Origin of the sequence: Umezawaea sp. (assembly GCF_036375055.1) — a bacterium.
Classification (GTDB): domain Bacteria; phylum Actinomycetota; class Actinomycetes; order Mycobacteriales; family Pseudonocardiaceae; genus Umezawaea.
This window is the reverse complement of record NZ_DASUSQ010000054.1, coordinates 32,219-57,937: the sequence shown is the minus strand read 5'-3', so window position 1 is coordinate 57,937 and position 25,719 is coordinate 32,219. Positions and strand designations below refer to the sequence as shown.

Here is a 25,719-nt window from a genome sequence, read left to right as displayed (position 1 = left end):
GAGGTGAAGCGGCGGATGCCGCCCTCGCGTGGGACGAGGACGGCATCCGCTGGTCGTTCAGGTCACTACAGCGCCGGGTAGGCGTTCTTCATGAGCTCCTGGAACTGGGCGGAGAACCAGTGGCCCGAGAGGGGCGCGTCCGGCAGTGCACCGGACATGCTGTTGCCGTTGCGGGCGTTGCCCTCGTAGGTCGGGTCGCACATGCGGTCGAAGCCCTTGCCCTCCTCGTTCGGGATCTCCTTGCTCGCGCCGTCGGACTCGCCCGGAGGCTTGACCCACACGTAGGCGTCGATCCCGCTGGCCGGAGCCGCCGTCGGACGCGCGCCGAGGCCCGCACCCTTCTGGTTGCACCAGTTGCCGAGGTGGATGCGGCGGTCGATGCGACCACCGTCGACGTAGGCGTCGGGGCTCGTCGTGGGGCCGGGGCCCGTCGGACGGGCGGTGCCGCCCCAGCCGTTGCGCGAGGTGTCGATCAGCATGCCGACGCCCGAGTCGAAGCCCGCCTGCACGGCCCGCTGGCGGAACGCCTGCGCGTAGGACAGCTCGTCGACGTACTTGTTGTAGTCGATCCACTTGGCCTTCTCGCGGATCGGCTGGCCGCCGACCGTGTCGCCGACCTTGAAGTACGGCTCCGTGGTGGCGCCGTAGTTCGCGGTGTTGGCGATGAAGCCGTGCACGTTGGCCTTGGTGCTGCCGGACGCGTTCGCGGCCTGGTACAGCAGCTCCGCGGTCGGGCCGAAGTTGTCGTCCCAGCCGAGCCAGCCGTGGTGGCCGATGTCGATGTAGTTGTAGACGTTCGGCACCGCGCCGAGCTTGGCGAGGGCGTAGCCGACACCGGTCACGTAGTTGCCGTTGGCCTTCATCACGTCGCAGTTCGGCGTCGCGGTCGGGCGCGGGCTCACGTTGGTGATCAGGTTCGGCAGCGAGTCGATCTCGACGACCGTCACGATCCGCAGGTTCGCGTACGCGGGCCGAGCGAGGATCGCCGCGATCGGGTCGATGTACTCGGTCTTGTAGCGGTCGATCTCCGTCGCTCCGAGTTCACCGTTCGACGCGAGCGCGGAGCAGTCGCGACCGGGCAGGTTGTAGATGACGAGCTGGATCGTCACCGTCTCGCCCGCGGCCTGCCGCACGGCCTCGTCCAGGTGGCCGACCAGGCCCCTGGCGCCCGTGGTGCCGTTGATCGCGGCGATGCGGTCCATCCACACGGCGGTCGGCTGGTTGGAGATCCGGCTGCCGCCCGCCTCGGCCGCGGCCTTCGCGGACCAGTCCGGGTTCACGTAGACCTTGGCGCCCACGTAGGGGTTGTCCACCCGGCTGCCGCTGCCGGGGCCACCCGGCGTGGTGGTGGTCGTGGTGGTGGTCGTCGTCGTGCCCGGCTGGCCGGTGCACGTCACGTTGTTCAGCGAGAACGACGTCGGCGCCGCGTTGGTGCCGGAGTAGGTGCCGTTGAAGCCGATGTCGATCGACGCGCCGGTACCGATGTTGCCGTTGTAGGACATGCTGGTCGCCGTCACGCCGGTGCCGGACTGCGTCCAGGCGGCGTTCCAGCCCTGCGACACCTGCTGGCTGCCGGGGAACGCGAACTTCAACGTCCACCCGCCGGAGATGGCGTCACCGACGTTGGTGATCTTGACCGACCCGGTGAACCCGCCACCGCCCCAGTTCGAGGCGCTGTAGTCGACCTTGCACCCCGGTGCGGCCGACGCCTGGGTGCTCGTCGCGACGCCGATCATGGCCACGAACAGCGCCGTGGTCGCGCCGATGGCCGCGATGCGCGGACCTCGACTCGGTGGGCTGGGATGCCCGCTTGCAGGGGAACTCATCTTCACGATCTCCTCACGACGCCTTTGTCAGGGATCTGGTGCGTGGGGCGGCTATCCGGACTACCGCGTCTGGGAGCGCTCCCAGACAGGAGGGTAACGGCCACGTTACGCGGTGTACAGACCGCATTTTCGGCCGGTGGTCTGTAGTCCACTGTGGATGGTCATCTTCGACGCTTTCGGCCGCACGGCCCTATTTGTTGGCGAACAGTCCCTTCGGCCGCCGCCGATCGGCGGTTCGTGCGCCTGGAAGGAGTACTCGCCCGTGGTCCGGATGGGCCCTGTTCCGGTCGAGAAGCGTCGATCATCTCTGGGAGCGCTCCCAGAGGGATTGGTCTTCACCGCCCGGTGGAGGGGCGTCGCCACCCCGGAAAAAAAGCGCGGGGCCACCCGATCGCGTGAAGCGGCGACTGGCGGCGCCGAAGCCGCCGAATGCGGGACCCGCTCCGCCCCCGACGCGGCACACTGGACGCCGCCAATACTTCCCGACCGGAGAGTGGAGACCTTGACCAGCAGTGAACCCGTCCTCGACCTGCCGCCGTACCGGGCGGTGCTCGTCGTCGACACCAAGGACTTCGGCGGCAACGACGACGTCGTCCAGACGGCGTTGGCCGAGACGATCTACGAAGTGCTCATCCGCGCGTTCGAGCGGGCGGGTCTCGCCCACGTCCGCGCCGCGCCGCTCTTCCCGCACAACACCGGCGACGGGTTCGGCATGGGCTTCGACCCGCGCCACCTGCCCGCCGTGGTCAGCCGCTTCTTCGACGCCCTCCAGGAGGAGCTGGCCGAGCAGGACGCGCGGATGCGCGGGTTCCGCCGCAGCGCCTCCCTGAGGATGCGGGTCGCCCTCACGGTCGGCCCGGTGGCCGACCCCGACGAGGAGGGCAGGCGGGGCGCGATCGGGGCCACGCTCATCTCCGCGCACCGGCTGCTCGACGCCGCTCCCGTGCGCGCGGCGCTCACCGGCTCCGACCCCGAGCAGACGTTCGTCTCCGCCGTGCTGTCGCAGCGGGTCTTCGAGGACGTGCTGGCAGGTGGGTACGCGACCCTGCGGCCGTCACGCGTCGCCCCGGTGGAGGTCGAGGTCAAGGAGCTCACCACGACCGCCTACCTGTACGTCCCGAAGCCCAGCGGCGACCTGCTGCGCGACGGGTTCGGCTCCGGCGACCGACCCGTGAGCGCGCCCGCGCCCGCGAAGCCCGAACCGAAGGCCGTGCCGCAGAAGGCCGTGGTGCGGAACAGGTTCGACGGCGCCAACGCCAAGACGGTGTTCCAGGTCGGTTTCATGGACGGCGACGTGCACCAGGGCAGGGACTAGCCCGCCGCGGGCGCTCGGTTGACCACGAGCGACACCAGCAGCGCCAGCACGCCGAACCCGGCGATCACCACGGCCATCGGCAGCGCGGTGCCCGGTCCGCCGAGGCCGACGAGGGGGGTGGCCAGGCCGCCGCCGATGACGAACTGGAAGACGCCGAGCAGCGCCGAGGCCGCCCCGGCGGACCGGGCCTGGTCGGCGAGTGCGAGCGACGTGGCGTTCGGCAGCACGACGCCGACCGCGGAGACGAGGAAGAACAGCGGGACCAGCAGGCCGACCAGGCCGAGGCCGGTGGCCACCGCGGCCAGGACGGCGAGACCGGAGACGGCGGCGAGCACGAGGCCCGACCGCATCATGACGTGCTCGCCGAACCGGCCGACCAGCCTGCGGTTGACGCCGCCCGCGAGGATGATGCCCACGCCGTTCAGGCCGAACACCAGGCTGAACTGCTGCGGGCTCAGGCCGTACACGTCCTGGAGCGCGAACGAGGAACCGGAGATGTAGGCGAACATCGCCGCGAACATCAGGCCCGACGCGAGGGCGTACCCGACGAACGACCGCTGGGTGAACAGCCGGGCGTAGGTGCGGACGACCGCGACGGGCCGGGCAGGCGTGCGCAGGTCGGCGGGCAGCGACTCCGGCAGCAGCAGCACGACGACGGCCAGCAGCGCGGTGCCGATCACGGCGAGGGTGACGAACACGCCGCGCCAGGACGTCCAGGTCAGCAGCTGGGCGCCGATGACCGGTGCCAGGACAGGGGCGACGCCGTTGACCAGCATGAGGGTGGAGAAGAACCGGGCCATCGCGATGCCGGAGTAGCGGTCGCGCACGGTCGCCCTGGCGATCACCAGGCCCGCGGCGGCGCCGACGGCCTGGACGGCTCGGGCGCCGATCAGCACGCCGCTCGTCGGGCTCACCGCGCACAGCACGGAGCCGACGGCGTAGAGGGCGAGGCCGACCAGCAGGGGGCGGCGCCTGCCCAGAGAGTCCGACAGCGGGCCGACGACGAGCTGGCCGAGCGCGAGGCCGATGATGAACGAGGTCAGCGTGAGCTGGACCGTCGCGTCCGAGGCGTGCAGGTCGACCGCCATCCGCGGCATCGCGGGCAGGTACATGTCGATCGACAGCGGGCCGAACGCGCTGAGCCCGCCGAGCACGAGCGCCAGCGTGAGCACCGTCGGCGCGACGGGGGGACGGTCAACCGTGGTGCTCACTCGTTCTCCCGCGCTGGGTAGGGTGGTCCACCCGGCACAATTCCAGGCCACGGGCGATTTGTTTCCACTTGTGAGTCGAAACACCACGCCCGTGCGCGCGGGGGAGCGGGCCATCCGCGTCCGGTGTGGACAGACCGGGAGGGAGGCGCCGTGGCGCGGTCGCGCGTGCTGGTCGTCGGCGGGGGATCGTCGGGCCGGCGGCGGCCATCGCCCCGCGGGACCACGAGGTCGACCTGGTGGTCGAACGCGCTGCCGAGTGGCGGCCGGGCGGTGCGGGCCCCTAGCTGCCCGCCAACGCCGTCCGCTCCCCGCACGCGCTCGGGGTCGATGGCGAGGTCGTGCGGCCCCGATCACCCGGCAGCGCACGCTCGACCACCGGGCGGGGTGCTCGGGGACGTCGGGGCCGACGAGGTCCGGGGCGGCGTGGCCGAGTGCGCGGCCATCTCCCGCACCGACCCGCACGAGGTGCTGCGCGGCGCGCTCGCCGACGGCGTCACCAGGCTCGGGGTCGCGGTCACCGCCGTCGAGCCGTCCGGCCGGGTGGTGCTCGACGACGGTTCGACGCGGACCTACGACCTGGTGGTCGGCGCCGACGGCATCGACTCCGCCGTCCGCGCCGACGTGCGGCCCCGCTTCCCGGCCAGGTCCGCCGGCGGTTCGTCCTGGACGGCGGCGAGCCGGGCCTGACCGGCTGGACGGCGCGCCTCGGCCCGAACGGTCGCACGGTCCTGACCGTCGGTCTCTGCGAACCGCTGCGCGACCACGGGGTGTCCGGGGCGGTGGCGGCGTTCACCGCGCGCCGGGTCGGGCGGGTGCGGTGGGTGTTGCCCCGGAACCACTGCCGGGATCGGGCTCGCAACCCGCCGACCCCGCTGCGCGACCCGGTGCCGCGGACCGTGGGCGCCGCGCTGTTCAAGGCCGACCACGCGCCGCCGCACGCTGCTCCGTGAGGCCACCCGCAGCAGAGTTGATCTAGCCGTTCGGAGGCTGCCCGGTGCCCGGCCGCGTGGTTGTCTGAGAGCGGACTTCCCCGTGTGGAAAGGAGAGTCATGGCCTGGTCGCGTGTTCTCGTGGTGATCGTCGCGGTGCTCGGGATGGTGGGCACGACCGCTGCCCCGGCGGTGGCGGCGCCCGCCCCACCGGTCGCGGTCGCGAGCGATCCGACCCCGGAGGAGCAGGAGAGCCTGCGCCTGGTGGCGGGCGTGATCTGGACGCCGGAACTGGCGGCGGGCTGGAACATGAACAGCGACGTCGCCGACGTGCTGTCCACGGCGACCGGTGAGATCCTCCGCTGCTCCGAGCGCTTCGCCCTCGTCCCGAGGCCGCCGGGCTTCGTCCCCGGTCTGCTGTACCTGGTCATGTACGCGCGGAACCTCTACGACTACTTCCTCGTCGTCCGGGACAACCGGACCTACCGCGCCTGCGTGGTGACGGCCGCCGCCAACTACCGCACGGCGATCGAGCTGGCGTCGATGGGGATCTGACGACTCCGACCCGCGGGGTGAACCCGGATCGGGCCGCTGCCGGGCGCGCGGGCGCCGGGGTCGGCGGTGCGGGGTCCGCGGTGTCGGAGGGAGTACCACGGGCCCCGCGGGCCCGTGGCTCCCCGGTGCGGGTGGGCGCGGTCGGGGCGTGCCCACCCGCACCGGTCAGACGCTCGCGTTGAAGTGCGAGCTGACGGCGTTGTCGAAGCCGCTGGGCAGCGTGGTGAACCCGCTGCCGGGCTGCACGAGGGCGCTCATGCAGTTGACGAAGTCGCGGTTGGCGCAGAGCCTGATCCGCCAGCTCCCGTAGTTGAAGGTGGAGCTCGCGGTGTTGTTGACGGGGCTGCCGTCGGGGTAGGTGTAGCCCGCCCAGTTGGGCACCTGGGTGACCTGGAAGCACACGCCCCTCCCGGTGTAGGAGGGCCCGTCCCAGACGCCGAGCACGCAGGCCTGGGCGGTGGGGCTCCCGTCGGCCATGGGCGGGGGCGGGGGTGCGGCGGGGCGGTCGGCCCGCACGGTGGCGACGGCGGGCGCCGGGCTCGCCGACGCCGGGACGGGGGCGGCGACGACGGCCAGTCCCAGGACCAGTGCCAGGGTTGCCGGGGTTCGCGGCAGTGGTGTCACGACGGATCCTCTCGGTGCGGTGGGTGTCCTCGGTCCACCGTCGACGTGCCGGGTTCACCACCCGCCCGATCCGCGTTGAACCGGCAGCTCACCCCCGAGACCACGCGACCGCGCGGGGGTCGTTCGCCGCCACGGGGCATCACCGCGCCCGGTGCGACCGGTGGCGGCGCGGGTTCCGTCCGGAGAACGAGAGCGAGGTGCCCACGTCGACGACGAGGGTGGTGCGCGGTGCGGTCCTGCTCGGGGTGGGCCGCGGTGCTGGCGGCGTGCGGGTCGCCGCCGATGACGACCGACGACGCGTCCGGGCCGCTGCCGCCCGGTGCCCACGAGCTGCACGCCGTCGCGGTGGTGACCCGCGACGCGGCAGGCGGGACCGCCACCGGCGGGCCGTACCGGCTGGAGGTCACGTGAACGGGCCGGGGGCGTGTCGACCCGCCCCCGGCCCGTCCTCGGACCCGGATCAGGTGGCGACGGAGACGCCGAACCGCGCGGAGACGCCGTTGGCGTGGAACGGGGGGCCGGAGTCGCCGCCCTGCGGCAGGACGCCGCCGGTGAAGGCGATCACGGGGGACTTGCAGCCGCTGGAGGTGCGCACCGGTCGAGCCGTCCGCACTGCGCGGTGAGCCCGGAGGAGCGGTGCGGGTTCGGCGACCACGCGCTGGACGCCTGCCGTGTTCTCGTCGTCGTCCGGCTCGGGGTTCGAGGCGTTGGCGGGTGGGGCGCCACCGCGCGGCGCGCAACGGAGGAAGCACGGGTCGGCTGCCGGGACGCGCGCGAATCCGTTGGTGTGGCAGGGATCGGGATTGTTGATGTCAACCGATCAGCGGGGTTTTGCCGGGTCGGCCGGTGGTGGTGATACTGGTGTCGCGGCGGGGATCGGGCAGCAGGTGCAGGGCTGCCCGATCCACCGGTTCTGCGCACGCGGAGGTCCGTGGTGGGACCTGTCGCGCGTGGAGCGCGTGCGTGGTGCGGTTGGACCGGTATCCGGGTTCTTTCCCAGCAGGGTCCGGATTCCGTTCTAGCCGAAGTTCACGTCACTGCACCACATGTAGGCCTGGTCGAGGTGCGACGCCTGCCAGATCGTGAACACGATGTGGTGCCCGCGGTAGGAGCCGTTGGTCTGGACGTTGAACGTGATGTCCTTGGCCGGGGCGTACCTGCCCGTCTGCATGATGTAGTCGAGGTTGCCCCAACCCAGGCGCTGGGTGGTCGGGTCGAACCCGTTCTTGCTGATGTAGACCTTGAAGTAGTCGGCGCCGTGGCTCGCCTGGTCGTACAGGTGCATCGAGAAGTTGCTGCCCAGGTTGGTGGTCTTCCACCGGCCGGGGGTGTTCAGCGAGTTGTTGCGGGACAGGGCGTTGCTGCACAGTTGACCGTCAGGGGTCGCCCCCTGGAAGTTGCCGCCGAGCCCGTCCCGCAGCGCGCTCATCCAGTTCCACATGGTGTCGGCGTTGGCCTGGAAGGCCTGCCAGCACATGGGGTCCTGCTGCTGCATGGCGGGGTTCGTGTGTTGGCTTCCCCAGGTCTGCCAGCACTGGTAGGCGCGGGTCGAGGGGCCGACGATGGTGCCGTGCGCCGAGGCCGTCGGGGTCCAGACGAAGATGCTCGCCAGCACGGTGATGACCAGCGCGATGACGCCCCGTCGTCTGGTTGTGGACCCTAATGTGCTGCGCACACGCATGATGAGTCTCCATTCTCCGATGATCGAGCAACAGCGATCGATATGGGAGCGCTCCCGGAGCAACATGAGACTAGCCGTCACGCTCAGGAACTTCAACGGAACGTTGAGTGATGATCGCCAGTTCCGGCCTCACCCCCGGTGTGATCCGCCGGGTGCGGAGGCTCGGTGACGACGCATGACCTGCGGGTTGTCCTGCCAACCCCGATCATGGCGGAAAAGGCATTCCAGGTGACGCGGCAAGGGAAACGGCCGCCGGTCGCGACCTCAGCGGAGCAGCACGCCCAGCACGACCGCGGCGCGTCGGGCGTCGGGCGCCTCCCCGATCAGCACCCGCGTGTGGATGTAGGACTCGGTGATCCGGGCGGCCGTGTAGGCCAGGTCGTCCAGCGGGATCTCCTGCGACACCAGGCCCTCCGCGCGGTCCTCCGCGATCAGGTCGCGGATCAGGCCCAGGTAGCGCCGCTGGTACTCGCCGGAGGTGCTGGTCAACAACCCCAGCGCGAGCGCGGGTTCGTCCCGCAGGAGCTGCCGCATTCCGGGGTGGTCGTTCACGTCGCGGACGAACGAGGCGAGCGCGACGGCGGACCGAGGCCCGCCGGTGTGCTGGGAGCGGTACCAGACGAAGTTCTTCACGGTGGCCGCCCACAGCACCTCCGTGATCAACTGCTCGCGCGACCCGACCCACCGGTACAGCGTCACCCGGTTGACGCCCAGTTCGTCGGCCAACCCCTGCATGTCGATCCGCTCGCCGGAGGCGAACCTGCGCCGGGCGGCGGCGAACGCGTCGAGCACCGTCGGCCTGCGGCTGGCCGGGCACCCGTCCAGCGCCCGGCGCAGAGCCGTCGTCGGTCGTGCGGCCTCCTGCACCGGCTCCCCCTCCGCTCCTTGCCCGGTCGCAGTATCCCATGACACAGTGCAACACGCGCGGCTCACGTTGCACCGGTGTGCCGTGGACACCGCGCGTTGCACGATCGGCCGTCGTCGGCCGGTACTCGTCACGGGGAGGTCGCGGCCATGGTCGAGGTGTCAGGGCGGTGGGACGCGCGCTTCGCCCCGGTGGGGCAGGCCCTCGCCGAGGAGTTGGCGTCGGGCCGCGAGCTCGGCGCGAGCATCGTCGTGGACGTCGGCGGCGAGACCGTGGTCGACGTCTGGGGCGGGTGGCACGACGTCGAGCACCGCACGCCGTGGACGGAGCACACGATCACCACCGTGTGGTCGACCACGAAGACCGTCACGAACCTCGCGGCGCTCGTCCTCGCCGACCGCGGTCTGCTCGACCCGTACGCGCCGGTGGCGAAGTACTGGCCGGAGTTCGCCGAGAACGGCAAGGAGCACGTCGAGGTCCGGCACGTCCTGAGCCACACGTCCGGTGTCTCCGGCTGGGAGGCGCCGTTCACCACCGCCGACTTCTACGACCGCGCCACCGCGACCGCGCGCCTGGCCGCCCAGCGCCCCTGGTGGGCACCGGGCACCGCGTCCGGCTACCACGCCGCCAACCAGGGCCACCTCGTCGGCGAACTGGTGCGCCGGGTCACGGGCAAGTCGCTGACGGCGTTCGTCGCCGAGGACCTCGCGGGCCCGCTGGGCGCCGACTTCCGGATCGGCGCGGCCGAGGCCGACCTGGCCCGGATCGCGCCGGTCGTCCCGCCACCGCCGCTGCCGTTCGACCTCGCCGCCCTCGACCCCGACGACATCGCGCGCAAGACGTTCGGCAGTCCCGCGCTCGACGCCGCCACGGCGAACACCGACGACTGGCGGCGGGCGGAGCTGGGCGCGGTCAACGGCCACGGCAACGCGCGGTCGGTGGCCGCGATCCTGCGCCCGCTCGCGCTCGGCGGCGCGGTCGACGGCGTGCGGCTGGTCTCGCAGGACACGATCGACGTGATCTTCGACCAGCAGAGCGACGGCGTGGACCTCGTCCTCGGCGTGCCGCTGCGCTTCGGCATCGGCTTCGCCCTGCCCGAGACCACCACCGTGCCCTACGTGCCGCAGGGCCGCGCCTGCTACTGGGGCGGGTGGGGCGGGTCGCTGGTGGTGGTCGACCTCGACCGCGGCCTGACGGTCAGCTACGTGATGAACCGCATGGCGCCCGGCATCATCGGCTCCGACCGGTCGGAGCGCTACCTCACGACGGTGCTCGACTGCCTCGGCTGACCGGACCCGCGGCGGCGGGCCACCGCGGAACAGGCCATCATTGCCGACGTGGAGTCCACCCGTGTGGACCGCTGGCTGTGGGCGGTCCGGCTGACCAAGACCCGATCCGACGCCGCCGCGGCCTGCCGGGGCGGTCACGTGCGCGTCAACGACCGGCCCGCCAAGCCCGCGACGACGGTGTCGCCGGGCGACGAGGTCCGCGCCCGCATCGGTGACACGACCCGGATCGTGGAGGTCGTGCGGGTGATCCAGAAGCGCGTCGGCGCGGTGGACGCCTCGACGTGCCTCATCGACCGCACGCCCCCGCCGCCCCCGGTCGTGGCCGCCCCGGTCGCCCGCCGCGAGCGCGGGGCAGGCAGGCCGACCAAGCGGGAGCGGCGGGTGCTCGACAAGTTCCGCACCGGCGAGCTCTGACGGCGGCCGGGCTATCTTGACCCGCATGGGGACGACGGAACCGGTCTGGAGCGAGTGGCGGCGCCCGCTGCCCACACCGGAGCAGCGGCGGCAGGACGTCTGGGTCGCGCTGGCCGTGGCGGTGTCCTCGATGGCGTTGACGGTGCTGATCAACAGCATGGGCGCGTTCGCGTTCGGCGAGGCACCGCACCTGGCCGAGCAGCTCCTGTGGAGCGTCGCCCTCAGCGCGCCGCTCGTGGTGCGGCGGCGGTACCCGGTGGCCGTCCTGCTCGTGGTGAGCGTGCTGTTCATCGCCGCCCAGTCGCGGCAGGTCGGCGACAACCTCATCCCGTCGGTCGTGCTGTTCCTCGCGATCTTCACCGCGGGCGGGTGGCAGCCGAACCACCGGGCGGCGACCTACGCGCGGGTCGGCGTGATCGTGGTGATGTTCGCCTGGCTCGGCCTCGCGCTCAGCGGCTTCCTGGCCGGGCCGAGGCGGGAGTTCGAGGGCGCCGCGGGCCCGCTGGACCCGGTGCTCGCCTGGGTGCTCTACGGCCTCAGCTTCAACCTCATGTACTTCCTGTCCGCGTACTTCTTCGGCGAGCTGACGTGGCTGTCGGCGCGCAGGCTCGCCGAGCTGGAGTTCCGGACCGAGCAGCTGCGGCTGTCGCAGGAGCAGAACACGCGGGGCGCCATCGTGGCCGAGCGGATGCGGATCGCCCGAGACCTGCACGACGTCGTCGCCCACCACGTGTCGGTGATGGGCATCCAGGCGGGGGCCGCGCGCCGGGTGCTCGACACCGACCGCGACCTGGCCCGCACCGCGCTGGAGACGGTGGAGCAGACCGCGCGCACGTCGATCGGCGAGCTGCGCGGGCTGCTGGGGGTGCTGCGCGCCGACGCGGGCGCCGACACCGCCGTCACCGCGGCGCCCGGCCTGGAGGAGGTGCCCGACCTGGTGGCGAACGCCCGGTCGGCGGGCCTCGCCGTGGACCTGGGGACCTACGGCGAACCGCGGCCGGTGCCGCCCGGTGTGGCGCTGTCGGCGTACCGGGTCGTGCAGGAGGCGCTCACCAACGTGGTCAAGCACGCCGCCGCGACGGCGGTCGACGTGCGCGTGCGCTACCTCGACCACGCGCTGGAGGTCGAGGTCACCGACGACGGCCGCGGTCGGTCCACGCGCGACGGCGGCGGGTTCGGGCTCGTGGGGATGAAGGAGCGGGTCGCGGTGCACGGCGGCGAGTTCGAGGCGGGGCCGCGCCGCGGCTCGGGGTACCTGGTGCGGGCCAGCCTGCCCACCGGTGCGGTCGACGAGTCCGGGAAGGACGGTGGGGCGTGACCCTGCGAGTGGTGCTCGCGGACGACCAGGACCTCGTGCGAGCGGGGTTCCGGGTCATCCTCGGGACGGAGCCGGACATCGAGGTCGTCGGCGAGGCGGGCGACGGCGAGCAGGCCGTGGAGCTGGTCGAGCGGGTGCGGCCGGACGTGGTGCTGATGGACGTCCAGATGCCGAAGGTCGACGGGCTGGAGGCGACCCGGCGGATCCTCGGGGCGCGGCCGTCGTCGAGCGCGGTGAAGGTCGTGATCCTGACGACGTTCGACCGCGAGGACTACCTGTTCGAGGCGCTGCGGGCCGGGGCGAGCGGGTTCCTGCTGAAGAACGCCTCGCCGGAGGACCTGGTGGAGTCGGTGCGGGTGGTCGCCCGCGGCGACGCACTGCTGTCGCCCGAGGTCACGCGGCGGGTGATCGCCCGGTTCAACACCCCCGTCGCGACCACCCAGACCCGGCCGCCCGAGCTGACCGACCGGGAGTTCGAGGTGCTGGTCGAACTGGCCCGCGGCGCCAGCAACACCGAGATCGCGCGGACCCTGCACCTGGGGGAGACCACGGTGAAGACCCACGTGTCGCGGGTGCTCGCGAAGCTCGGGCTGCGCGACCGCACGCACGCCGTGGTGTTCGCCTACGAGAACGGCGTCGTCGCCCCCGGCGGCGCCTGAGGGGGTCGCGCGGAGGACCAGGGGGTGGGTCGCGCGCAGGACGCGGTGACGATCTCCGCCGATTAGCGTTCCCGGCATGTTGACAATGACCTCGATCAGTCGGAGCTTCGGTGACAACCGGGTGCTCGACGAGGTGTCCTTCGACGTCCGTCCTGGACGGATGACCGGGTTCCTGGGGGCCAACGGGTCCGGCAAGACGACGATGATGCGGATCATCCTCGGGGTGCTCGCGGCGCACGGCGGCACCGTGAGCTGGAACGGCAGCCCGCTCACCGCCGAGCAGCGCCCGATGTTCGGGTACATGCCCGAGGAGCGCGGCCTGTACCCGAAGATGAAGGTCGCCGAGCAGATCGCCTGGCTCGGGAGGCTGCACGGGCTGGACCGCGCCACCGCGCGCGAGAACACCGACCGGCTGCTGGCCGACCTGGAGCTGACCGACCGCGCCGGGGACAAGCTGGAGGCGCTGTCGCTGGGCAACCAGCAGCGCGTGCAGATCGCCGCCGCGCTGGTGCACGACCCGGCCGTGCTGGTCCTCGACGAGCCGTTCTCCGGGCTGGACCCGATCGCCGTGGACATCGTCCTCGACGTCTTGCGGAAGCGGGCCTCCGGCGGGGTGCCGGTGCTGTTCTCCAGCCACCAGCTCGCCGTGGTGGAGCAGCTGTGCGACGACGTGGTCATCATCTCGCGGGGGAGGATCGCCGCGAGCGGGTCGCGGGAGGAGCTGCGCGCCCAGCACGGCACCTCGCGGTTCGAGCTGGTCGTCGCGACGGACGCGGGGTGGGTCCGGGACAGCCCCGGCGTGCGGATCGTCGAGCTGGACGGGCCGCGCGCGGTGTTCGAGGTCTCCGCGCCGGACGAGGAGCAGGCGGTGCTGGCCGACGCGCTGCGGCGCGGCGCGGTGCGCGCGTTCAGCCCGGTGGTGCCCACGTTGGACGAGATCTTCAAGGAAGTGATCTGATGAGCCGGACCTCGTTCGCGTCGGCCACGTGGTTGGTGGCCGAGCGGGAGATGAACGTCCTGGTGCGCACCAAGGGGTTCTGGATCGGGTTCGTGGTGACGGTCGCGGGCCTGTTCGCGCTGATCGTGCTGCCCACGGTGTTCGGCGGGGAGGACCCGGAGGTGGCCGCCGTGGGGTCGGCCGCGTCCGCCGTGGACGGCAAGGACCTCCGGGTCCGGGTCGTCCCCGACCTGGCCGCCGCCGAGGCGCTGGTGCGGGCCGACGAGGTCGAGGCCGCCGTCGTGCCCGACACGACCGGGGAATCGGCCATCGGCGTGCGGGTCGTCGCGCTCAACGACGCGCCGGACGACGTGATCAGCGCGCTGGTGGCGGCGCCGCCGGTCGACCTGCTCGACGCCTCGGCCGTGAGCCCCGGTGCGCAGAGGCTGGTGATCCTGGTCTTCGCCCTGTTCTTCCTGCTGTTCGGGATGGGCGGCGCGGCCATCGCGCAGAGCACCGTCACGGAGAAGCAGACCCGGATCGTCGAGATCCTGGTCTCCACGGTGCCCATCCGGTCGCTGCTCGCGGGGAAGATCCTGGGGCACGTCCTGTTGACGATGGGCCAGGTCGTGGTGCTCGCGCTGGCCGCGCCCATCGCGTTGCGGCTCGCGGACCAGGGGGAGCTGCTGGCGGTGGTCGCGCCCGCGCTGGGGTGGTTCGTGCCGTTCCTGTGCCTCGGGTTCGTGCTGCTGGCGGCCATGTGGGCGGTCGCGGGCGCGCTGGTCTCCCGCCAGGAGGACCTCGGGTCGACGATGGGGTTGGCCATGATCCTGGTGATGGGGCCGTACTTCGGGGTGCAGTTCTTCTCCGACAACGTCGTGGTGATGCAGGTGCTGTCGTTCGTGCCGTTCTCGGCGGCCGTCGCGATGCCGGTGCGGCTGTTCACCGGGGACGCGGCCGTGTGGGAGGCGCTGGTGTCGATGGGCGTGCTGGCCGCGTCAGCGGTGCTGATCGTGCTGGGCGCCAGCCGGGTGTACTCGGGGTCGCTGTTGCAGACCGGGGGCAGGGTGGGGTTGGCGAAGGCGTGGAGCCGGGCGGACTGACCGCACCGCGTCGATCCAGGGCGGAGCGGGCGACCTCGTCGAGGTCGCCCGCTCCGTCGTTGTGCGGGAAGCCGAACCGGTCGGTGCCCACGCCGGGTGCGATTCGACCCGGTTGCCCGCACTTTTGTGGCGGCGGGAAAACACGGGGCGGACGGGTGCTCGGCTGTTCGGCCGAACTCCCGCGTAGGCCGTTGGCGGGATGCCGTCGGGGCGGTCCGGCATCAGCGCTGGTGGAGAGGCCCACCAGGTTGCCGTCAACTGGCATGGATACACCCGTTTTAGGGGCTTGACCAGAGTTGACGGCGGGTTTCGTCTGGGCCTAACCTGGCTTTCCGCCTGAACTGGGGTTTGGGAAGGCTTTTGCACGAGATTGTCCTGGGGGACAAGGTGCCGAGGATCCACTTCAGCGTTGAAGATCTAGCTCGCGTCAAGATGGTGACCGGTCTGGGGGTGGTCGCCGAGAGCGTGTTCGCGCTCGACCTGTTCAACCGGCCGGGAGGTGGTTTCAGCACGTGGCGCACCAGGGTTCGGGTGCGCCTCGGTGGCAGGCTGGGCGGTATCGAGCGCATGACGTTCCGACGAAAACCCCTGTCGGAGTTGTTGTGGCTGGTCGGGAGGTCTGACTCCGAATCGGGTCAGGAGCCCGCCGAGCCCTGGCAGCGCCAGGTGGCCGAAGCGGTGTTCGAGTTCGGCAACGCCGCTGTGGTCCCGTACTGGGACCAGGCTCTCAAGCACCTGCGCGCGGAGCGCGACGACCGGGGTCGCATCGCGATCTCCGGTGGCATGGACGGGCTGTTCGGCACGCTGCACCCCACCCTGCGGTGGGATTCGCCGGTGCTGCACGTGCCGGGGGACGACGACCGGGACGTGCACCTCGACGACCGCGGTCTGCTGCTGAGCCCGGCCCTGTTCCTCGCGCCGAAGACGTGCCTGTTCATCGACCGGGGCGGGTCGGACGCCCCGATCCTCGCCTTCTCGACGAACGCGAACGCGGACTCCGTGTCCGATGTGGACGATCCGGATGAAGCGGGTGGACAGGCGTTGGGCGCTCTGGTCGGGCACACGCGGGCCGCGGCCCTCCAGGTGCTGGACGACAGTTGCAGCACGAGTGAACTGGCGCAGCGGCTGGGGATCTCGATAGCGGGGGCCAGCAAGCACGCGACCGTGCTGCGGGAGGCGGGGCTGATCAGGTCCGCGCGCAACCGCAACACGGTGATGCACACGCTGACCCCCCTGGGGATCGCGCTGCTCCGGCGGACCGGTCTGGCCGTCGGGTCGAGGTCGGTCAGCCAGGCGGGCGCGGTGCCCGTGTGAGTTCTGCCGGCGCGTCGTGCCGCGCGGTGGTTCGGTGAAGGGCAGGCGGGTGCTCCCGCCTGCCCTTCCGCGCGTTCGGGGGCGCTAGTTCTGCTCGTCCCACAGGGTCATCAGGTCGGTCACCGCGAGGAACTGGACCACCCTGGTCAGGATCTCGTTCGCCTCGCGCAGTCTCTCCACCTCGGCCTCCAGTTCGGCGACGCGGTCCCGCCGTGCCGCGGGGACTTCGCTGCCGGGTTCGTCATCGGGAGACGCTGTCACGCCGAGTGACTGTACCGATCTCTCGCGTAGCCGGAAGTCCTCCTTCAGGATGATCTTGCGTTGATCCTCGGGGGCGACGCGCGACAACGCTGTTTTGCCCCCGGTTCAAAGACCTGGAGCGATCGGTCGACCTCTTGCAGTATTTCGTTGCACCGCAAGGACACCAGGGCCGCGAGGCGGTGAACGCGACGGTGTCGCCGCACACAGGAGGAGGACGTCGCCTTGCTGGAACTGCACCTGAGCAACGAGGAGATCTCCCGCATCGACGAGGTCGTCGACGGTCTGGCCGCGCGCTACGACACGGTCGAGTCGGCGGAGTTCCAGCGCGAGGCCAAGGTCCACTCCGACGAGCTGCCGCGCCGGATCCGCTTGGTGTTCAACGACTACCGGTTGTCCGAGGCGCACGGCGCGCTGCTGGTGTCCGGGCTCCCGGTGGACGACGCGGAGGTCGGGCCGACGCCGGAGCACTGGGCGAACAAGCCCGTCCCGTCGCCGACGATCCGCGTGGACATCGCCTTCTACCTGCTGTCCTGCCTGCTGGGCGAGCCGATCGGCTGGGCGACGCAGCAGGACGGCTACATCATGCACGACGTGTTCCCCATCAAGGGCCACGAGAAGGAGCAGATCGGTTCGGGCAGCGAGGAACTCCTCGTGTGGCACACCGAGGACGCCTACCATCCACTGAGGACCGACTACCTCGGCCTGGTGTGCCTGCGCAACCACGAGGGCGTCAGCACCACGATGGCGGACGTCGCCGACGTCCGGATCGACGAGCGCACCGCGGAAGTCCTGTCGGAGAAGCGGTTCCGCATCCTGCCCGACCACTCGCACCGCGGCGGCGAGCACGACGGCGTCGAGCACGACCCGAAGGTCGCCGACCTCAAGGCGCGCAGCCGCGCCGGGGTCGAGCGCGCGCTGGCGGAGCCCGAACCGGTCGCCGTGCTGTTCGGCGACCCCGACGCCCCGTACCTGCGCCTCGACCCGCACTTCATGCGGGGTGTGCAGGGACCGGAGGAGCAGCGGGCGCTCGACGTGATCGGCGCGGCCATCGACGTGGCCATGAAGGAGGTCGTCCTGCGGCCCGGTGACGCCGTGTTCGTCGACAACTACCGCATGGTCCACGGCCGCAAGCCCTTCACGGCCAGGCACGACGGCACCGACCGCTGGCTGCGCCGGTTGAACGTCGCCAGGGACCTGCGCAAGTCGCGCGGCTCCCGGCCGTCCGCGTCGTCCCGCGTCATCTACTGAAAACCCACCGGCTCTCGACCGTAGGAACTGGAGTCCACAATGGTCAACTCTGTAGTCGTCGTCGGCGGTGGCACCGCGGGATGGATGACGGCCTCGTACCTCCGAGCGGCGTTCGGCGACCGGGTCGACGTCACCGTCGTCGAGTCGAAGAACGTCCCCACCATCGGCGTCGGCGAGGCCACCTTCAGCACCGTCCGGCACTTCTTCGACTACCTCGGCCTGGAGGAGCGGCAGTGGATGCCCGAGTGCCAGGCCACGTACAAGCTCGCCATCCGCTTCGAGAACTGGCGCGGTGACAACACCCACTTCTACCACCCCTTCGAGCGGCTGCGCGTGGTCGACGGCTTCCCGCTCACCGACTGGTGGCTCCAGCAGGGGCCGGGCGAGCGGTTCGACGAGGACTGCTTCGTCATCGCCTCGCTGTGCGACGCCAAGCGCTCGCCCCGCTACCTGTCGGGCAGGCTCTTCGAGCAGGACTTCAGCGAGTCCCGAGCCACCGGCTCGTTCCGCACGACGCTGTCCGAGCAGGACACCCAGTTCCCGTACGCCTACCACTTCGACGCGGCCCTGCTGGCGCGCTACCTCACGAAGTTCTCCACCGACCGCGGTGTCGAGCACGTGCTGGACGACGTCGTCGACGTCGTGCTGGACGAGCGGGGCTGGATCAGCCACGTCGTCACCAAGGAGCGGGGCGAGGTGCACGGCGACCTGTTCATCGACTGCACCGGCTTCCGAGGGCTGCTCATCAACAAGGCGATGGAGGTGCCGTTCACGTCCTACCAGGACAGCCTCCCCAACGACAGCGCCGTCGCGCTGCGGGTGCCGGTCGACATGCGGGAGCGCGGGATCCGGCCGTGCACGACCGCCACCGCGCGCGACGCGGGCTGGATCTGGACCATCCCGCTGTTCGGCCGGATCGGCACCGGGTACGTCTACGCGAGCGACTACTGCGACGCCGAGGAGGCCGAGCGCACGCTGCGCGAGTTCGTCGGCCCCGAGGCGGAGGACCTGGAGGCCAACCACATCAGGATGAGGATCGGCCGCAGCGACAGGTCGTGGGTGAAGAACTGCGTCGCCGTCGGCCTGTCGAGCGGGTTCGTCGAGCCGCTGGAGTCGACCGGCATCTTCTTCATCCAGAACGCCGTGGAGCAGCTGGTGAAGCACTTCCCGGACGACGACTGGGACGACCGCCTGCGCGGCGCGTACAACCGCCAGGTCGCCAACGTGATGGACGGCGTGCGGGAGTTCCTCGTCCTGCACTACTACGCCTCGCCGCGTCAGGACAACCAGTACTGGAAGGACACCAAGACCCGGAAGGTGCCCGACGCCCTGCGCGAGCGGATCGAGCAGTGGCAGGTGAAGCTGCCGGACTCGGACTCCATCTTCCCGCACTACCACGGCTTCGAGTCCTACTCTTACAACGCGATGCTGCTCGGTCTCGGCGGCATCCCGCTGCGGGCGCCGTCGGCGCTGGCGCACTTCGACGGCATCGCGGCGGCCAAGGAGCTGTCCGCCGTGCGCGACACCGCGGCTCACCTGGTCGAGAACCTCCCGTCGCAGTACGAGTACTTCGCGCACCTGCACGGGCTCCCGACGGACGCGACAGCGGGCCACCGGTCGTGACCGCGGAACAGGTGACGGCACCGCACGCCGGACCGGACCTGTTCCGGTCGCTCATGGCCACGCTCCCCGCCGGGGTGGCCGTCGTCACGGCCACCGACACCGACGGGACCCCGTGGGGGCTCACCTGCTCCACCGTGTGCGGCGTCGCCGTCGACCCGCCCACCCTGCTCGTCTGCCTCAGGGACGAGAGCCCCACCCTGCGGGCGGCGGTGCGGACCGCGTCGTTCGCGGTGAACCTGCTGCACGAGGCGGCTCGCGGCACCGCCGAGCTGTTCGCGTCCGGCGCTCCGGACCGGTTCGACCGGGTCGAGTGGACGCGGTCGCCGCGCGGTGCGAACCCGCACCTGGTCGCGGACGCGCACGCCGTGGCCGACTGCCGGGTCACCGGCACGGTCGGCGTCGGCGACCACGTCGTCCTCTTCGGGCAGGTGCTGGACGTCCGGCACCTGCCCGGCGACGACCGGGCCCCGCTGCTCTACGGGTTCCGCCGGTACTCGTCGTGGCGGCCCGACCGCTGACCCGCCCCGCACCACCCGTTCCACCAGCTGATCCCGGAGGTCATCCCGACCACCGGTGAGCCCAGGGGGACAACGGCCTCAGCCGAGGCCGGCCAGGGCTCCAAGCACTGGATGACCACTACTCGCCCGTGAGGTGCTTGTGAACGTTGTGCCCGTCAACGAGGCCGTCTCCACCGAGACCGCCGACGACAGCCGGATCGACGGCAACCTGACCCAGCTCGAATACCTGGCGCTCAACAGCGACTTCAACCTGTCGGACGGCCACGCCCGGCAGGAGCTGACGCCGGGGCAGGGCAAGATGGTCGGCGAACTGCCGCGGCTGTGGGCCGAGGCGGTGGTGCGGCCGGTCGAGGAGATCGAGCGGGAGTCGCACCGCGCCTTCTTCCACCTGCTGGGCCAGCACTCCTACCCCGGAGCGGACGGCCGGGTGCTCGCCTGCTACTCGTCGTCGGTCGCGATGGAGATCTTCGCCAGGGCGTTGGTCACCGAGGCCGACGCCATCGCGCTGGTCCACCCGACCTTCGACAACATCCCGGACATCCTGCGCGGGGTGGGGCTGCGGCTCGTCCCGCTGGAGGAGGACGTCCTGCACGGCGGCGACGTGCCCGCCGAGCTGCTGGGGTCGGTGGGCGCGATCTTCGTGACCACGCCGAACAACCCGACCGGTCGGGTGCTCTCGCGGGAGCGGCTGGTGCGGCTGGCCGAGCAGTGCGCCGAGCACGGGGTGGTGCTGGCGCTGGACACCTGCTTCCGCGGGTTCGACGAGGCGGGCCAGTACGACCACTACGAGGTGCTGGAGGCCAGCGGGTGCCGCTGGGTGGTCATCGAGGACACCGGGAAGCTGTGGCCCACGCTGGAGCTGAAGATCGGCTGGCTGGTGCGCTCCGCGAACGTGGGCCTCCCGCTCGCGAAGGTGTACTCGGACATCCTGCTCGGCGTCTCGCCGCTGGTGATGCTGATGGTGAAGCGGCTGTCGGAGGACGCGGCCGACGGCGGGCTCCGCGACCTGCACGAGTTCATCGCGACCAACCGGGCGCTGGTGCGGGCCAACCTCCACGACGTCCCCGGCCTGACGTTCGTCGACCCGGACAGCAGGGTCAGCGTCGAGCGGATCCACCTGGGCGACCGGTCCGCGATGGACGTGTGGGCCGCGCTGCGCGAGCACAACGTCTACCTGCTGCCGTGCGGGCGGTTCCACTGGGCCGACCCGTCCGAGGGCGACCGGATGCTGCGGATCGCCCTGTCCCGCTCGCCCGCGTCGGTGGACGTGGCGACCCGTGCGCTGCGCTCCGTGCTGATGGGCGACTGATGTCCGAGCGAGCGGGTCCTTCGTCGCACGAGTGGTTCTGGCACGCCGACGTGGTGCAGGCCGTGTCGCCGCCGGGGGTGCTCGACCTCGGCCCCGGCTACCTGGAGCCCGGCCTCCTGCCGGTCGACCTGCTCCGGGACGGCTACGCGCGGGGGCTCGCGGAGTACGGCGCCGCGGCCCTCGCCTACGGCAACAACGCGGGCGCGCTGCCGCTGCGGGAGGTGCTGGCGGAACGCGTGAGCGCCGCCGACGGCGTCCCGTGCGGCCCCGACCGGGTGCTGGTCACGGCGGGCACGTCGTACGCGCTGCACCTGATCGCCACGACCGAGGCGGTCGCGGGGCGGGCGGTGTTCGTGGACGAGACCTCCTACGACTTCGGCAGGCGGATCTTCACCGACCACGGCCTGCGGACGTGCGAGGTGCCGTCGGACTCGCTGGGCATGGACCCGCAGGCGCTGCGCGACGCGATCCGCCGCGAGCTGGCGGCGGGCCGGGAACCGGGGTTCACCTACCTGACCCCGACCTTCCACAACCCCACCGGCAGGCTCGTCGGCACGGACCGGCGGCGGGAGCTGCTCGCGGTGGCGGCCGAGTTCGGCGTGCTGGTCGTCGAGGACGACGCCTACGCCGAGCTGGACCTCGACGGCGGCCCGCTGCCGCCGTCGATGGGCGGCCTGGCCGGGTACCGGGGGGTGATCCGGCTCGGCACGTTCTCCAAGACGATCGGTCCGGGGCTGCGGCTCGGCTGGCTGGTCGCCGACCCGGCCGTGGTCGACCGGTTCGCGAGCCGGGGCCTGCTCGTCAGCGGCGGCTCGGCGAACCACGTGACGTCCCTCGCGGTCGAGGGGCTGATCAGGGGCGGCGAGTACGACCGCCACCTCACCTGGCTGCGCACCGCGCTCCGGGCCAGGCGGGACGCGCTCGTCACGGCGGTCAGGACGCACCTCGGCGACCGCGTCGAGTTCGAGCCACCGCGCGGCGGCTTCTTCGCGTGGCTCGCGTTCCCCGGCGACGCCGAGCCCGCACTGCTGGCGGCGGCCGGGCGCGCGGACGTCCGGGTCGCGGCGGGCTCCCGCTTCGGCAGCGCCCCCAACGCGGTCCGCCTCGCCTACAGCCTCAACCCGCCGTCGTCCATCACGACCGCGGTCTCGCGGTTCGCCGCGGCGCTGCCGGTCCCCGCCCACCAGTCGATCAGGAGCTGACCCGTGTCGACCGCCACCCCGACCACCGCGCCGCACGGGTACAGCCTGCCGCTGTCGCCGTCCGGGCAGTCCTCGATGATCACGCCACCGCCCTGGCACTTCTCCGGCGAGGTGGTGATGGTCGACTACCGCGTCGACCCGGAGGCCGCGGCCCGGTTCCTGCCGCCCGGCCTCACCCCCGGCGCCGACCCCGGCGCCGCCGCCGCGGTGTTCGCCCGCTGGCAGTGGTGCTCGCTCGACGGGGCGGAGCTGACCGACCCCCGGCGGTCCCAGTTCACCGAGTTCCTGGTCCTGCTCGGCTGCGAGCACGACGGCGTCGCGCTGGCCCGCTGCCCGTACGCCTGGGTGGACAGCGCGGTGCCGATGGTGCGCGGCTGGGTGCAGGGGATGCCCAAGCAGCTCGGCGAGATCCACCAGACGTGGCCGATGGGCGTCGGCTCGGCCGGGCCCCGCCCCTCGGCACCCGGCCGCTACGACGGGACGCTGTCGGTGCACGGCAGGCGGGTCGCCGCCGCCGCGGTCTCGGTGCGCGAGCGCGCGGCCGAGCCGCCGTTCCTGCACACCGTTCCGCTGGTGCACACGCGGGTGTTCCCCCGCTGGATCCCGGAGGAGCCGCCGACGGAGCAGCTCGTCAGCTCCGTGGTGACCGACGTGGAGTTCGGCGAGGTGTGGACGGGCGACGCCGAGCTGACCTTCGCCGCCGACGTGGGCGACGACCTGGCGTCGCTGGCGCCGGTGGAGGTCGGCGCCGGGCACGTGTTCGCCTACGCCGAGACGCTGCACAGCGGCAAGGCGCTCGGCGGTGCGGCGTGAGCACCACGACCACGGGCGCGTCGGTCGAGCCCGCGGCGGACTCCTCGGTCCCGGACGTGCGGTGGGCCCCGCTGCTGGCCGTGAGCGGCGCGTTCGCGGCCGTGCTGCTGGTGTTCGCGGGCGGCTACGGCTACTACCTGGACGAGCTGTACTTCCGGGTCGCGGGTGAGCACCTGGCGTGGGGGTACGTCGACCAGCCGCCGCTGGTCGCGGTGCTGGCCAAGCTCCAGGTGCTGCTGTTCGGCGACGGGCTGACCGCGATCCGGGTGGTGCCCGCGCTGCTGGCGGGGGCCTCGGTGCTCGTCGCCGGGCTCATCGCGCGGGAGTTCGGCGGCGGCGCGGTCGCGCAGGTGCTGGCCGCCTGCGCGTCGGCGGCCTCGCTCGCCACGGTCGCCGCGGGCCACGTCCTGCACCCGACGGCCGTCGACCACCTCGTGTGGGTGGCGGTGTGCTGGCTGGTCGTCCGCCTGCTGCGCACCGGGGACCAGCGGCTGTGGATCGCGATCGGCGCGGTCGTCGGCGTCGGGATGCTGGCCAAGTACCTGGTCGTCCTGCTGGTGCTCGGGCTGGCCGCCGGACTGCTGGTCGGCGGCCCCCGCAAGGTGTTCGCCAGCCCCCACCTGGCACTGGGCGCCGGGCTCGCGCTGGTGCTGAACCTGCCCGGCCTGGTCTGGCAGGGGCTGAACGGGTGGCCGCAGCTCGCGATGGCCGGGAGCCTCTCCGAGCAGCCGGGCGTGGGCGCGGCGGTCAACCTGCTCGTCGGGCAGGTCCTGATGGTCGGACCGCTGCTCACCCCGGTGTGGGTCGTCGGGCTGGTGGCGCTGGTGCGCCGCCCCGCGTGGCGGACCTACCGGGTGCTCGCCTGGACGCACCTGGTGGTGTTCGTGGTCGTCGCCGCGGTCGGAGGGTACGCCCGCTACACCGCGGGACTGCTGGTGGTCCTGCTCTCGGCGGGCTGCGTGGTCGTCACGACGTGGGCGAGCGGCGGCGTCAAGCGGACGCTGGTCGCGCTGGCCGTCGTCGGCAACGCGGCGTTCGCGGCGGTCGTCGTGCTCCCGGTCCTCCCGGTCGAGTCCTACGCGGGCGACGACGTGCTGGGCGCGCTGGGAGCGGGCCAGCTGGAGCAGACCGGGTGGCCGAGGGTGGCCGACCAGGTCGCCGACGTCCACCGCTCGCTGCCGCCCGCGGACCGGGCCGCCGCGATCGTCTACGGCCACAACTACAGCGAGGCCGGGGCGATCGACCGCTACGGACCCGAACGCGGGCTCCCGCGCGCCTACAGCGGACAGAACTCCTACGCCGACTTCGGCACGCCGACCGACGACAAGACCGTCGTGATCGCGTTCGGCGTCGACCGGGCCGCGTTCAGCGCCCTGTTCGGCTCCTGCGAGTCCCGCGGCACGTTCACCTTCGACCTGCCGCAACCCGAGCAGGGCAAGGAGATCCTGGTCTGCCGGGGCCTCCGCGAGCCGTGGTCGGCCACCTGGCCGCGACTGCGCTGGCTCGGAACCTTCTGACACCCCAACGATCCGAGGAGACCCGGATGAGCACGAACCCGTTCGACGACGAGGACGGCACGTTCCTGGTGCTGGTGAACGGCGAGGGCCAGCACTCGCTGTGGCCGTCGTTCGCCGACGTCCCCGCGGGGTGGGCGGTGGCGCTGCCCGCGACCACGCGCCAGGCCGCGCTGGACCACGTCGAGCAGAACTGGCGGGACATGCGCCCCACGAGCCTCGTCCGCGCGATGGGAGAGTGACGATGACCGCCACCCAGGCCCTGTCCGTCCTCGTCGAGGGCGACGGCGAACCCGTCACCGACCGGATCCGCCGCGACCGGTCGAGGCTGCGCGACCTGCTCACCGCCCACGGCGCGATCCTGCTGCGCGGCTTCGAGGTCGGCGGTGTCGACGGGTTCGACCGCACCGTGCGCGAGCTGTCCGGCACCCCGCTGACCTACTCCGAGCGCTCGTCGCCGCGCAGCGTCATCAAGGGCAACGTCTACACCTCCACGGACTACCCGCCGCAGGAGGAGATCTTCCTGCACAACGAGAACTCCTACCAGGCCGCGTGGCCGCTGACGCTGTACTTCCACTGCGTCGAGCCGCCCACGAGCCAGGGCGCCACACCGCTGGCGTCGACCAGGGCGGTGTACGCGGCGATCGACTCGTCGGTGCGCGAGGAGTTCGAGCGGCGCGGGTGGATGGTCGTCCGCAACTACGGCGACGAGTTCGGGATGCCGTGGCAGGAGGCGTTCAACACCAACGACCGCGCCAAGGCCGTGGAGTACTGCGCGGGCAACGGCGTGGTGGCCGAGTGGGTCGGCGAGAACCACCTGCGCACCAGGGCGGTCCGCGCCGCCGTGCACCGCCACCCGGTGACCAAGGCCCCGGTCTGGTTCAACCACGCCACGTTCTTCCACATCACCACGCTGCCCGAGGAGGTCGGCGCGGGGCTGCTGGAGATGTGCGGCGAGGAGAACCTGCCCAGCAACACCTACTACGGCGACGGCGGTCGGATCCCCGACGACGTCGCCGAGCACCTGCGCACGTGCTACCGCGCGGCGTCCGTGCGGTTCGACTACCGGCGCGACGACGTGCTCGTGGTGGACAACATGCTCGCGTCGCACGGGCGCGAGCCGTTCACCGGTCCCCGCAGGATCGCGGTCGCGATGGCGGAGCCGTCCAACGCCTGAGCAGCAGGCAGTTC

At 72.0% G+C, this 25,719-nt stretch carries 27 protein-coding genes; 20 read left to right on the top strand and 7 right to left on the bottom strand.

All coding sequences use genetic code 11. From position 1 onward, the window contains the following. Positions 1-65 precede the first annotated feature (65 nt). A complete protein-coding gene (locus VFZ92_RS15705) occupies positions 66-1,826 on the bottom strand; it encodes a glycoside hydrolase family 6 protein (RefSeq protein ID WP_330876661.1) in 1,761 nt (586 codons plus the stop codon). A gap of 502 nt (positions 1,827-2,328) precedes the next feature. Here VFZ92_RS15705 and VFZ92_RS15700 point away from each other — a divergent pair. Then, entirely contained in the window at positions 2,329-3,141 is an 813-nt protein-coding gene (locus VFZ92_RS15700) for a hypothetical protein (protein ID WP_330876660.1), read from the top strand. Here the strand turns inward: VFZ92_RS15700 and VFZ92_RS15695 are convergent. Beyond that, positions 3,138-4,352, bottom strand: a complete 1,215-nt coding sequence (locus VFZ92_RS15695; RefSeq protein ID WP_330876659.1) for a multidrug effflux MFS transporter — start codon at positions 4,350-4,352, stop codon at positions 3,138-3,140. The two genes, VFZ92_RS15700 and VFZ92_RS15695, sit on opposite strands and share 4 nt — an antisense overlap. A gap of 384 nt (positions 4,353-4,736) precedes the next feature. On the opposite strand from VFZ92_RS15695, the gene VFZ92_RS15690 reads away from it, so the two are divergent. Beyond that, on the top strand, positions 4,737-5,039 hold the full coding sequence (locus tag VFZ92_RS15690) for a hypothetical protein (protein ID WP_330876658.1): 303 nt from the start codon (positions 4,737-4,739) through the stop codon (positions 5,037-5,039). 362 nt (positions 5,040-5,401) lie between these two features. Then, on the top strand, positions 5,402-5,836 hold the full coding sequence (locus VFZ92_RS15685) for a hypothetical protein (protein WP_330876657.1): 435 nt from the start codon (positions 5,402-5,404) through the stop codon (positions 5,834-5,836). Between the two features lie 165 nt (positions 5,837-6,001). Here VFZ92_RS15685 and VFZ92_RS15680 read toward each other — a convergent pair whose 3' ends face one another. After that, positions 6,002-6,460: a hypothetical protein gene (locus tag VFZ92_RS15680; protein WP_330876656.1), complete on the bottom strand. Its 459-nt coding sequence runs from the start codon at positions 6,458-6,460 to the stop codon at positions 6,002-6,004. Between the two features lie 228 nt (positions 6,461-6,688). On the opposite strand from VFZ92_RS15680, the gene VFZ92_RS15675 reads away from it, so the two are divergent. Beyond that, entirely contained in the window at positions 6,689-6,871 is a 183-nt protein-coding gene (locus VFZ92_RS15675) for a hypothetical protein (protein WP_330876655.1), read from the top strand. 49 nt (positions 6,872-6,920) lie between these two features. On the opposite strand, the gene VFZ92_RS15670 is transcribed toward VFZ92_RS15675, so the two are convergent. The 3 genes from VFZ92_RS15670 to VFZ92_RS15660 all read right to left on the bottom strand — a co-directional run bounded on the left by VFZ92_RS15670 (position 6,921) and on the right by VFZ92_RS15660 (position 9,008). Then, the gene (locus VFZ92_RS15670) at positions 6,921-7,055 is read right to left on the bottom strand and encodes a hypothetical protein (RefSeq protein ID WP_330876654.1); all 135 of its coding nucleotides are present in this window, start codon (positions 7,053-7,055) and stop codon (positions 6,921-6,923) included. A 423-nt stretch (positions 7,056-7,478) separates the two neighbouring features. Further along, on the bottom strand, positions 7,479-8,141 hold the full coding sequence (locus VFZ92_RS15665; protein ID WP_330876653.1) for a lytic polysaccharide monooxygenase: 663 nt from the start codon (positions 8,139-8,141) through the stop codon (positions 7,479-7,481). A 264-nt stretch (positions 8,142-8,405) separates the two neighbouring features. Further along, a complete protein-coding gene (locus VFZ92_RS15660) occupies positions 8,406-9,008 on the bottom strand; it encodes a QsdR family transcriptional regulator (protein WP_330876652.1) in 603 nt (200 codons plus the stop codon). Between the two features lie 147 nt (positions 9,009-9,155). Between VFZ92_RS15660 and VFZ92_RS15655 the strand changes: the two genes are divergently transcribed. The 7 genes from VFZ92_RS15655 (at position 9,156) to VFZ92_RS15625 (ending at position 16,040) form a co-directional block, all read left to right on the top strand. Next, positions 9,156-10,295, top strand: coding sequence for a serine hydrolase domain-containing protein (locus VFZ92_RS15655; RefSeq protein ID WP_330876651.1), 1,140 nt, complete (start codon positions 9,156-9,158; stop codon positions 10,293-10,295). 48 nt (positions 10,296-10,343) lie between these two features. After that, positions 10,344-10,709: an RNA-binding S4 domain-containing protein gene (locus VFZ92_RS15650; RefSeq protein WP_330876650.1), complete on the top strand. Its 366-nt coding sequence runs from the start codon at positions 10,344-10,346 to the stop codon at positions 10,707-10,709. Positions 10,710-10,734: 25 nt separating this feature from the next. Beyond that, positions 10,735-12,027, top strand: coding sequence for a sensor histidine kinase (locus tag VFZ92_RS15645; protein WP_330876649.1), 1,293 nt, complete (start codon positions 10,735-10,737; stop codon positions 12,025-12,027). Continuing rightward, entirely contained in the window at positions 12,024-12,686 is a 663-nt protein-coding gene (locus VFZ92_RS15640; RefSeq protein ID WP_330876648.1) for a response regulator transcription factor, read from the top strand. The genes VFZ92_RS15645 and VFZ92_RS15640 overlap by 4 nt, the downstream gene beginning before the upstream one ends. Positions 12,687-12,762: 76 nt before the next feature. After that, a complete protein-coding gene (locus VFZ92_RS15635) occupies positions 12,763-13,644 on the top strand; it encodes an ABC transporter ATP-binding protein (protein WP_330876647.1) in 882 nt (293 codons plus the stop codon). Next, positions 13,644-14,726: an ABC transporter permease gene (locus VFZ92_RS15630; RefSeq protein ID WP_330876646.1), complete on the top strand. Its 1,083-nt coding sequence runs from the start codon at positions 13,644-13,646 to the stop codon at positions 14,724-14,726. The genes VFZ92_RS15635 and VFZ92_RS15630 overlap by 1 nt, the downstream gene beginning before the upstream one ends. Before the next feature lie 435 nt (positions 14,727-15,161). Beyond that, positions 15,162-16,040 carry a winged helix-turn-helix domain-containing protein gene (locus VFZ92_RS15625; protein WP_330876645.1) on the top strand — a complete coding sequence of 293 codons (879 nt, stop codon included), beginning with the start codon at positions 15,162-15,164 and terminating at the stop codon, positions 16,038-16,040. An 84-nt stretch (positions 16,041-16,124) separates the two neighbouring features. Here the strand turns inward: VFZ92_RS15625 and VFZ92_RS15620 are convergent, their stop codons facing one another. Then, complete coding sequence (locus VFZ92_RS15620; protein WP_330876644.1) at positions 16,125-16,301, bottom strand: hypothetical protein; 177 nt, start codon at positions 16,299-16,301, stop codon at positions 16,125-16,127. Between the two features lie 222 nt (positions 16,302-16,523). On the opposite strand from VFZ92_RS15620, the gene gntD reads away from it, so the two are divergent. From gntD to VFZ92_RS15575, 9 genes are all read left to right on the top strand, one after another. Continuing rightward, the gene (gntD, locus tag VFZ92_RS15615) at positions 16,524-17,549 is read left to right on the top strand and encodes a guanitoxin biosynthesis L-enduracididine beta-hydroxylase GntD (RefSeq protein WP_330876643.1); all 1,026 of its coding nucleotides are present in this window, start codon (positions 16,524-16,526) and stop codon (positions 17,547-17,549) included. A 39-nt stretch (positions 17,550-17,588) separates the two neighbouring features. Then, entirely contained in the window at positions 17,589-19,172 is a 1,584-nt protein-coding gene (locus VFZ92_RS15610; protein WP_330876642.1) for a tryptophan halogenase family protein, read from the top strand. Positions 19,173-19,183: 11 nt separating this feature from the next. Then, on the top strand, positions 19,184-19,690 hold the full coding sequence (locus VFZ92_RS15605) for a flavin reductase family protein (protein ID WP_330876641.1): 507 nt from the start codon (positions 19,184-19,186) through the stop codon (positions 19,688-19,690). Between the two features lie 139 nt (positions 19,691-19,829). Then, positions 19,830-20,999: an enduracididine biosynthesis enzyme MppP gene (mppP, locus tag VFZ92_RS15600; RefSeq protein WP_330876640.1), complete on the top strand. Its 1,170-nt coding sequence runs from the start codon at positions 19,830-19,832 to the stop codon at positions 20,997-20,999. After that, entirely contained in the window at positions 20,999-22,201 is a 1,203-nt protein-coding gene (locus tag VFZ92_RS15595; RefSeq protein WP_330876639.1) for an aminotransferase class I/II-fold pyridoxal phosphate-dependent enzyme, read from the top strand. The genes mppP and VFZ92_RS15595 overlap by 1 nt, the downstream gene beginning before the upstream one ends. A 3-nt stretch (positions 22,202-22,204) precedes the next feature. Continuing rightward, positions 22,205-23,014 carry an enduracididine biosynthesis enzyme MppR gene (mppR, locus tag VFZ92_RS15590; protein ID WP_330876638.1) on the top strand — a complete coding sequence of 270 codons (810 nt, stop codon included), beginning with the start codon at positions 22,205-22,207 and terminating at the stop codon, positions 23,012-23,014. Then, on the top strand, positions 23,011-24,531 hold the full coding sequence (locus VFZ92_RS15585) for a glycosyltransferase family 39 protein (protein WP_330876637.1): 1,521 nt from the start codon (positions 23,011-23,013) through the stop codon (positions 24,529-24,531). The genes mppR and VFZ92_RS15585 overlap by 4 nt, the downstream gene beginning before the upstream one ends. 26 nt (positions 24,532-24,557) lie before the next feature. Further along, a complete protein-coding gene (locus VFZ92_RS15580) occupies positions 24,558-24,770 on the top strand; it encodes an MbtH family protein (protein ID WP_330876636.1) in 213 nt (70 codons plus the stop codon). Positions 24,771-24,772: 2 nt separating this feature from the next. Further along, the gene (locus VFZ92_RS15575; RefSeq protein ID WP_330876635.1) at positions 24,773-25,705 is read left to right on the top strand and encodes a TauD/TfdA family dioxygenase; all 933 of its coding nucleotides are present in this window, start codon (positions 24,773-24,775) and stop codon (positions 25,703-25,705) included. The last annotated feature ends 14 nt before the right edge of the window (positions 25,706-25,719 follow it).

What these genes read in the sequence shown, in the direction of transcription:
- VFZ92_RS15705 (WP_330876661.1), bottom strand. Translation starts at nt 1,826, where the DNA reads ATGAGTTCCCCTGCAAGCGGGCATCCCAGCCCACCGAGTCGAGGTCCG.
- VFZ92_RS15685 (WP_330876657.1), top strand. Translation starts at nt 5,402, where the DNA reads ATGGCCTGGTCGCGTGTTCTCGTGGTGATCGTCGCGGTGCTCGGGATG.
- VFZ92_RS15665 (WP_330876653.1), bottom strand. Translation starts at nt 8,141, where the DNA reads ATGCGTGTGCGCAGCACATTAGGGTCCACAACCAGACGACGGGGCGTC.
- VFZ92_RS15655 (WP_330876651.1), top strand. Translation starts at nt 9,156, where the DNA reads ATGGTCGAGGTGTCAGGGCGGTGGGACGCGCGCTTCGCCCCGGTGGGG.
- VFZ92_RS15645 (WP_330876649.1), top strand. Translation starts at nt 10,735, where the DNA reads ATGGGGACGACGGAACCGGTCTGGAGCGAGTGGCGGCGCCCGCTGCCC.
- VFZ92_RS15635 (WP_330876647.1), top strand. Translation starts at nt 12,763, where the DNA reads ATGTTGACAATGACCTCGATCAGTCGGAGCTTCGGTGACAACCGGGTG.
- VFZ92_RS15630 (WP_330876646.1), top strand. Translation starts at nt 13,644, where the DNA reads ATGAGCCGGACCTCGTTCGCGTCGGCCACGTGGTTGGTGGCCGAGCGG.
- VFZ92_RS15610 (WP_330876642.1), top strand. Translation starts at nt 17,589, where the DNA reads ATGGTCAACTCTGTAGTCGTCGTCGGCGGTGGCACCGCGGGATGGATG.
- VFZ92_RS15595 (WP_330876639.1), top strand. Translation starts at nt 20,999, where the DNA reads ATGTCCGAGCGAGCGGGTCCTTCGTCGCACGAGTGGTTCTGGCACGCC.
- VFZ92_RS15580 (WP_330876636.1), top strand. Translation starts at nt 24,558, where the DNA reads ATGAGCACGAACCCGTTCGACGACGAGGACGGCACGTTCCTGGTGCTG.
- VFZ92_RS15575 (WP_330876635.1), top strand. Translation starts at nt 24,773, where the DNA reads ATGACCGCCACCCAGGCCCTGTCCGTCCTCGTCGAGGGCGACGGCGAA.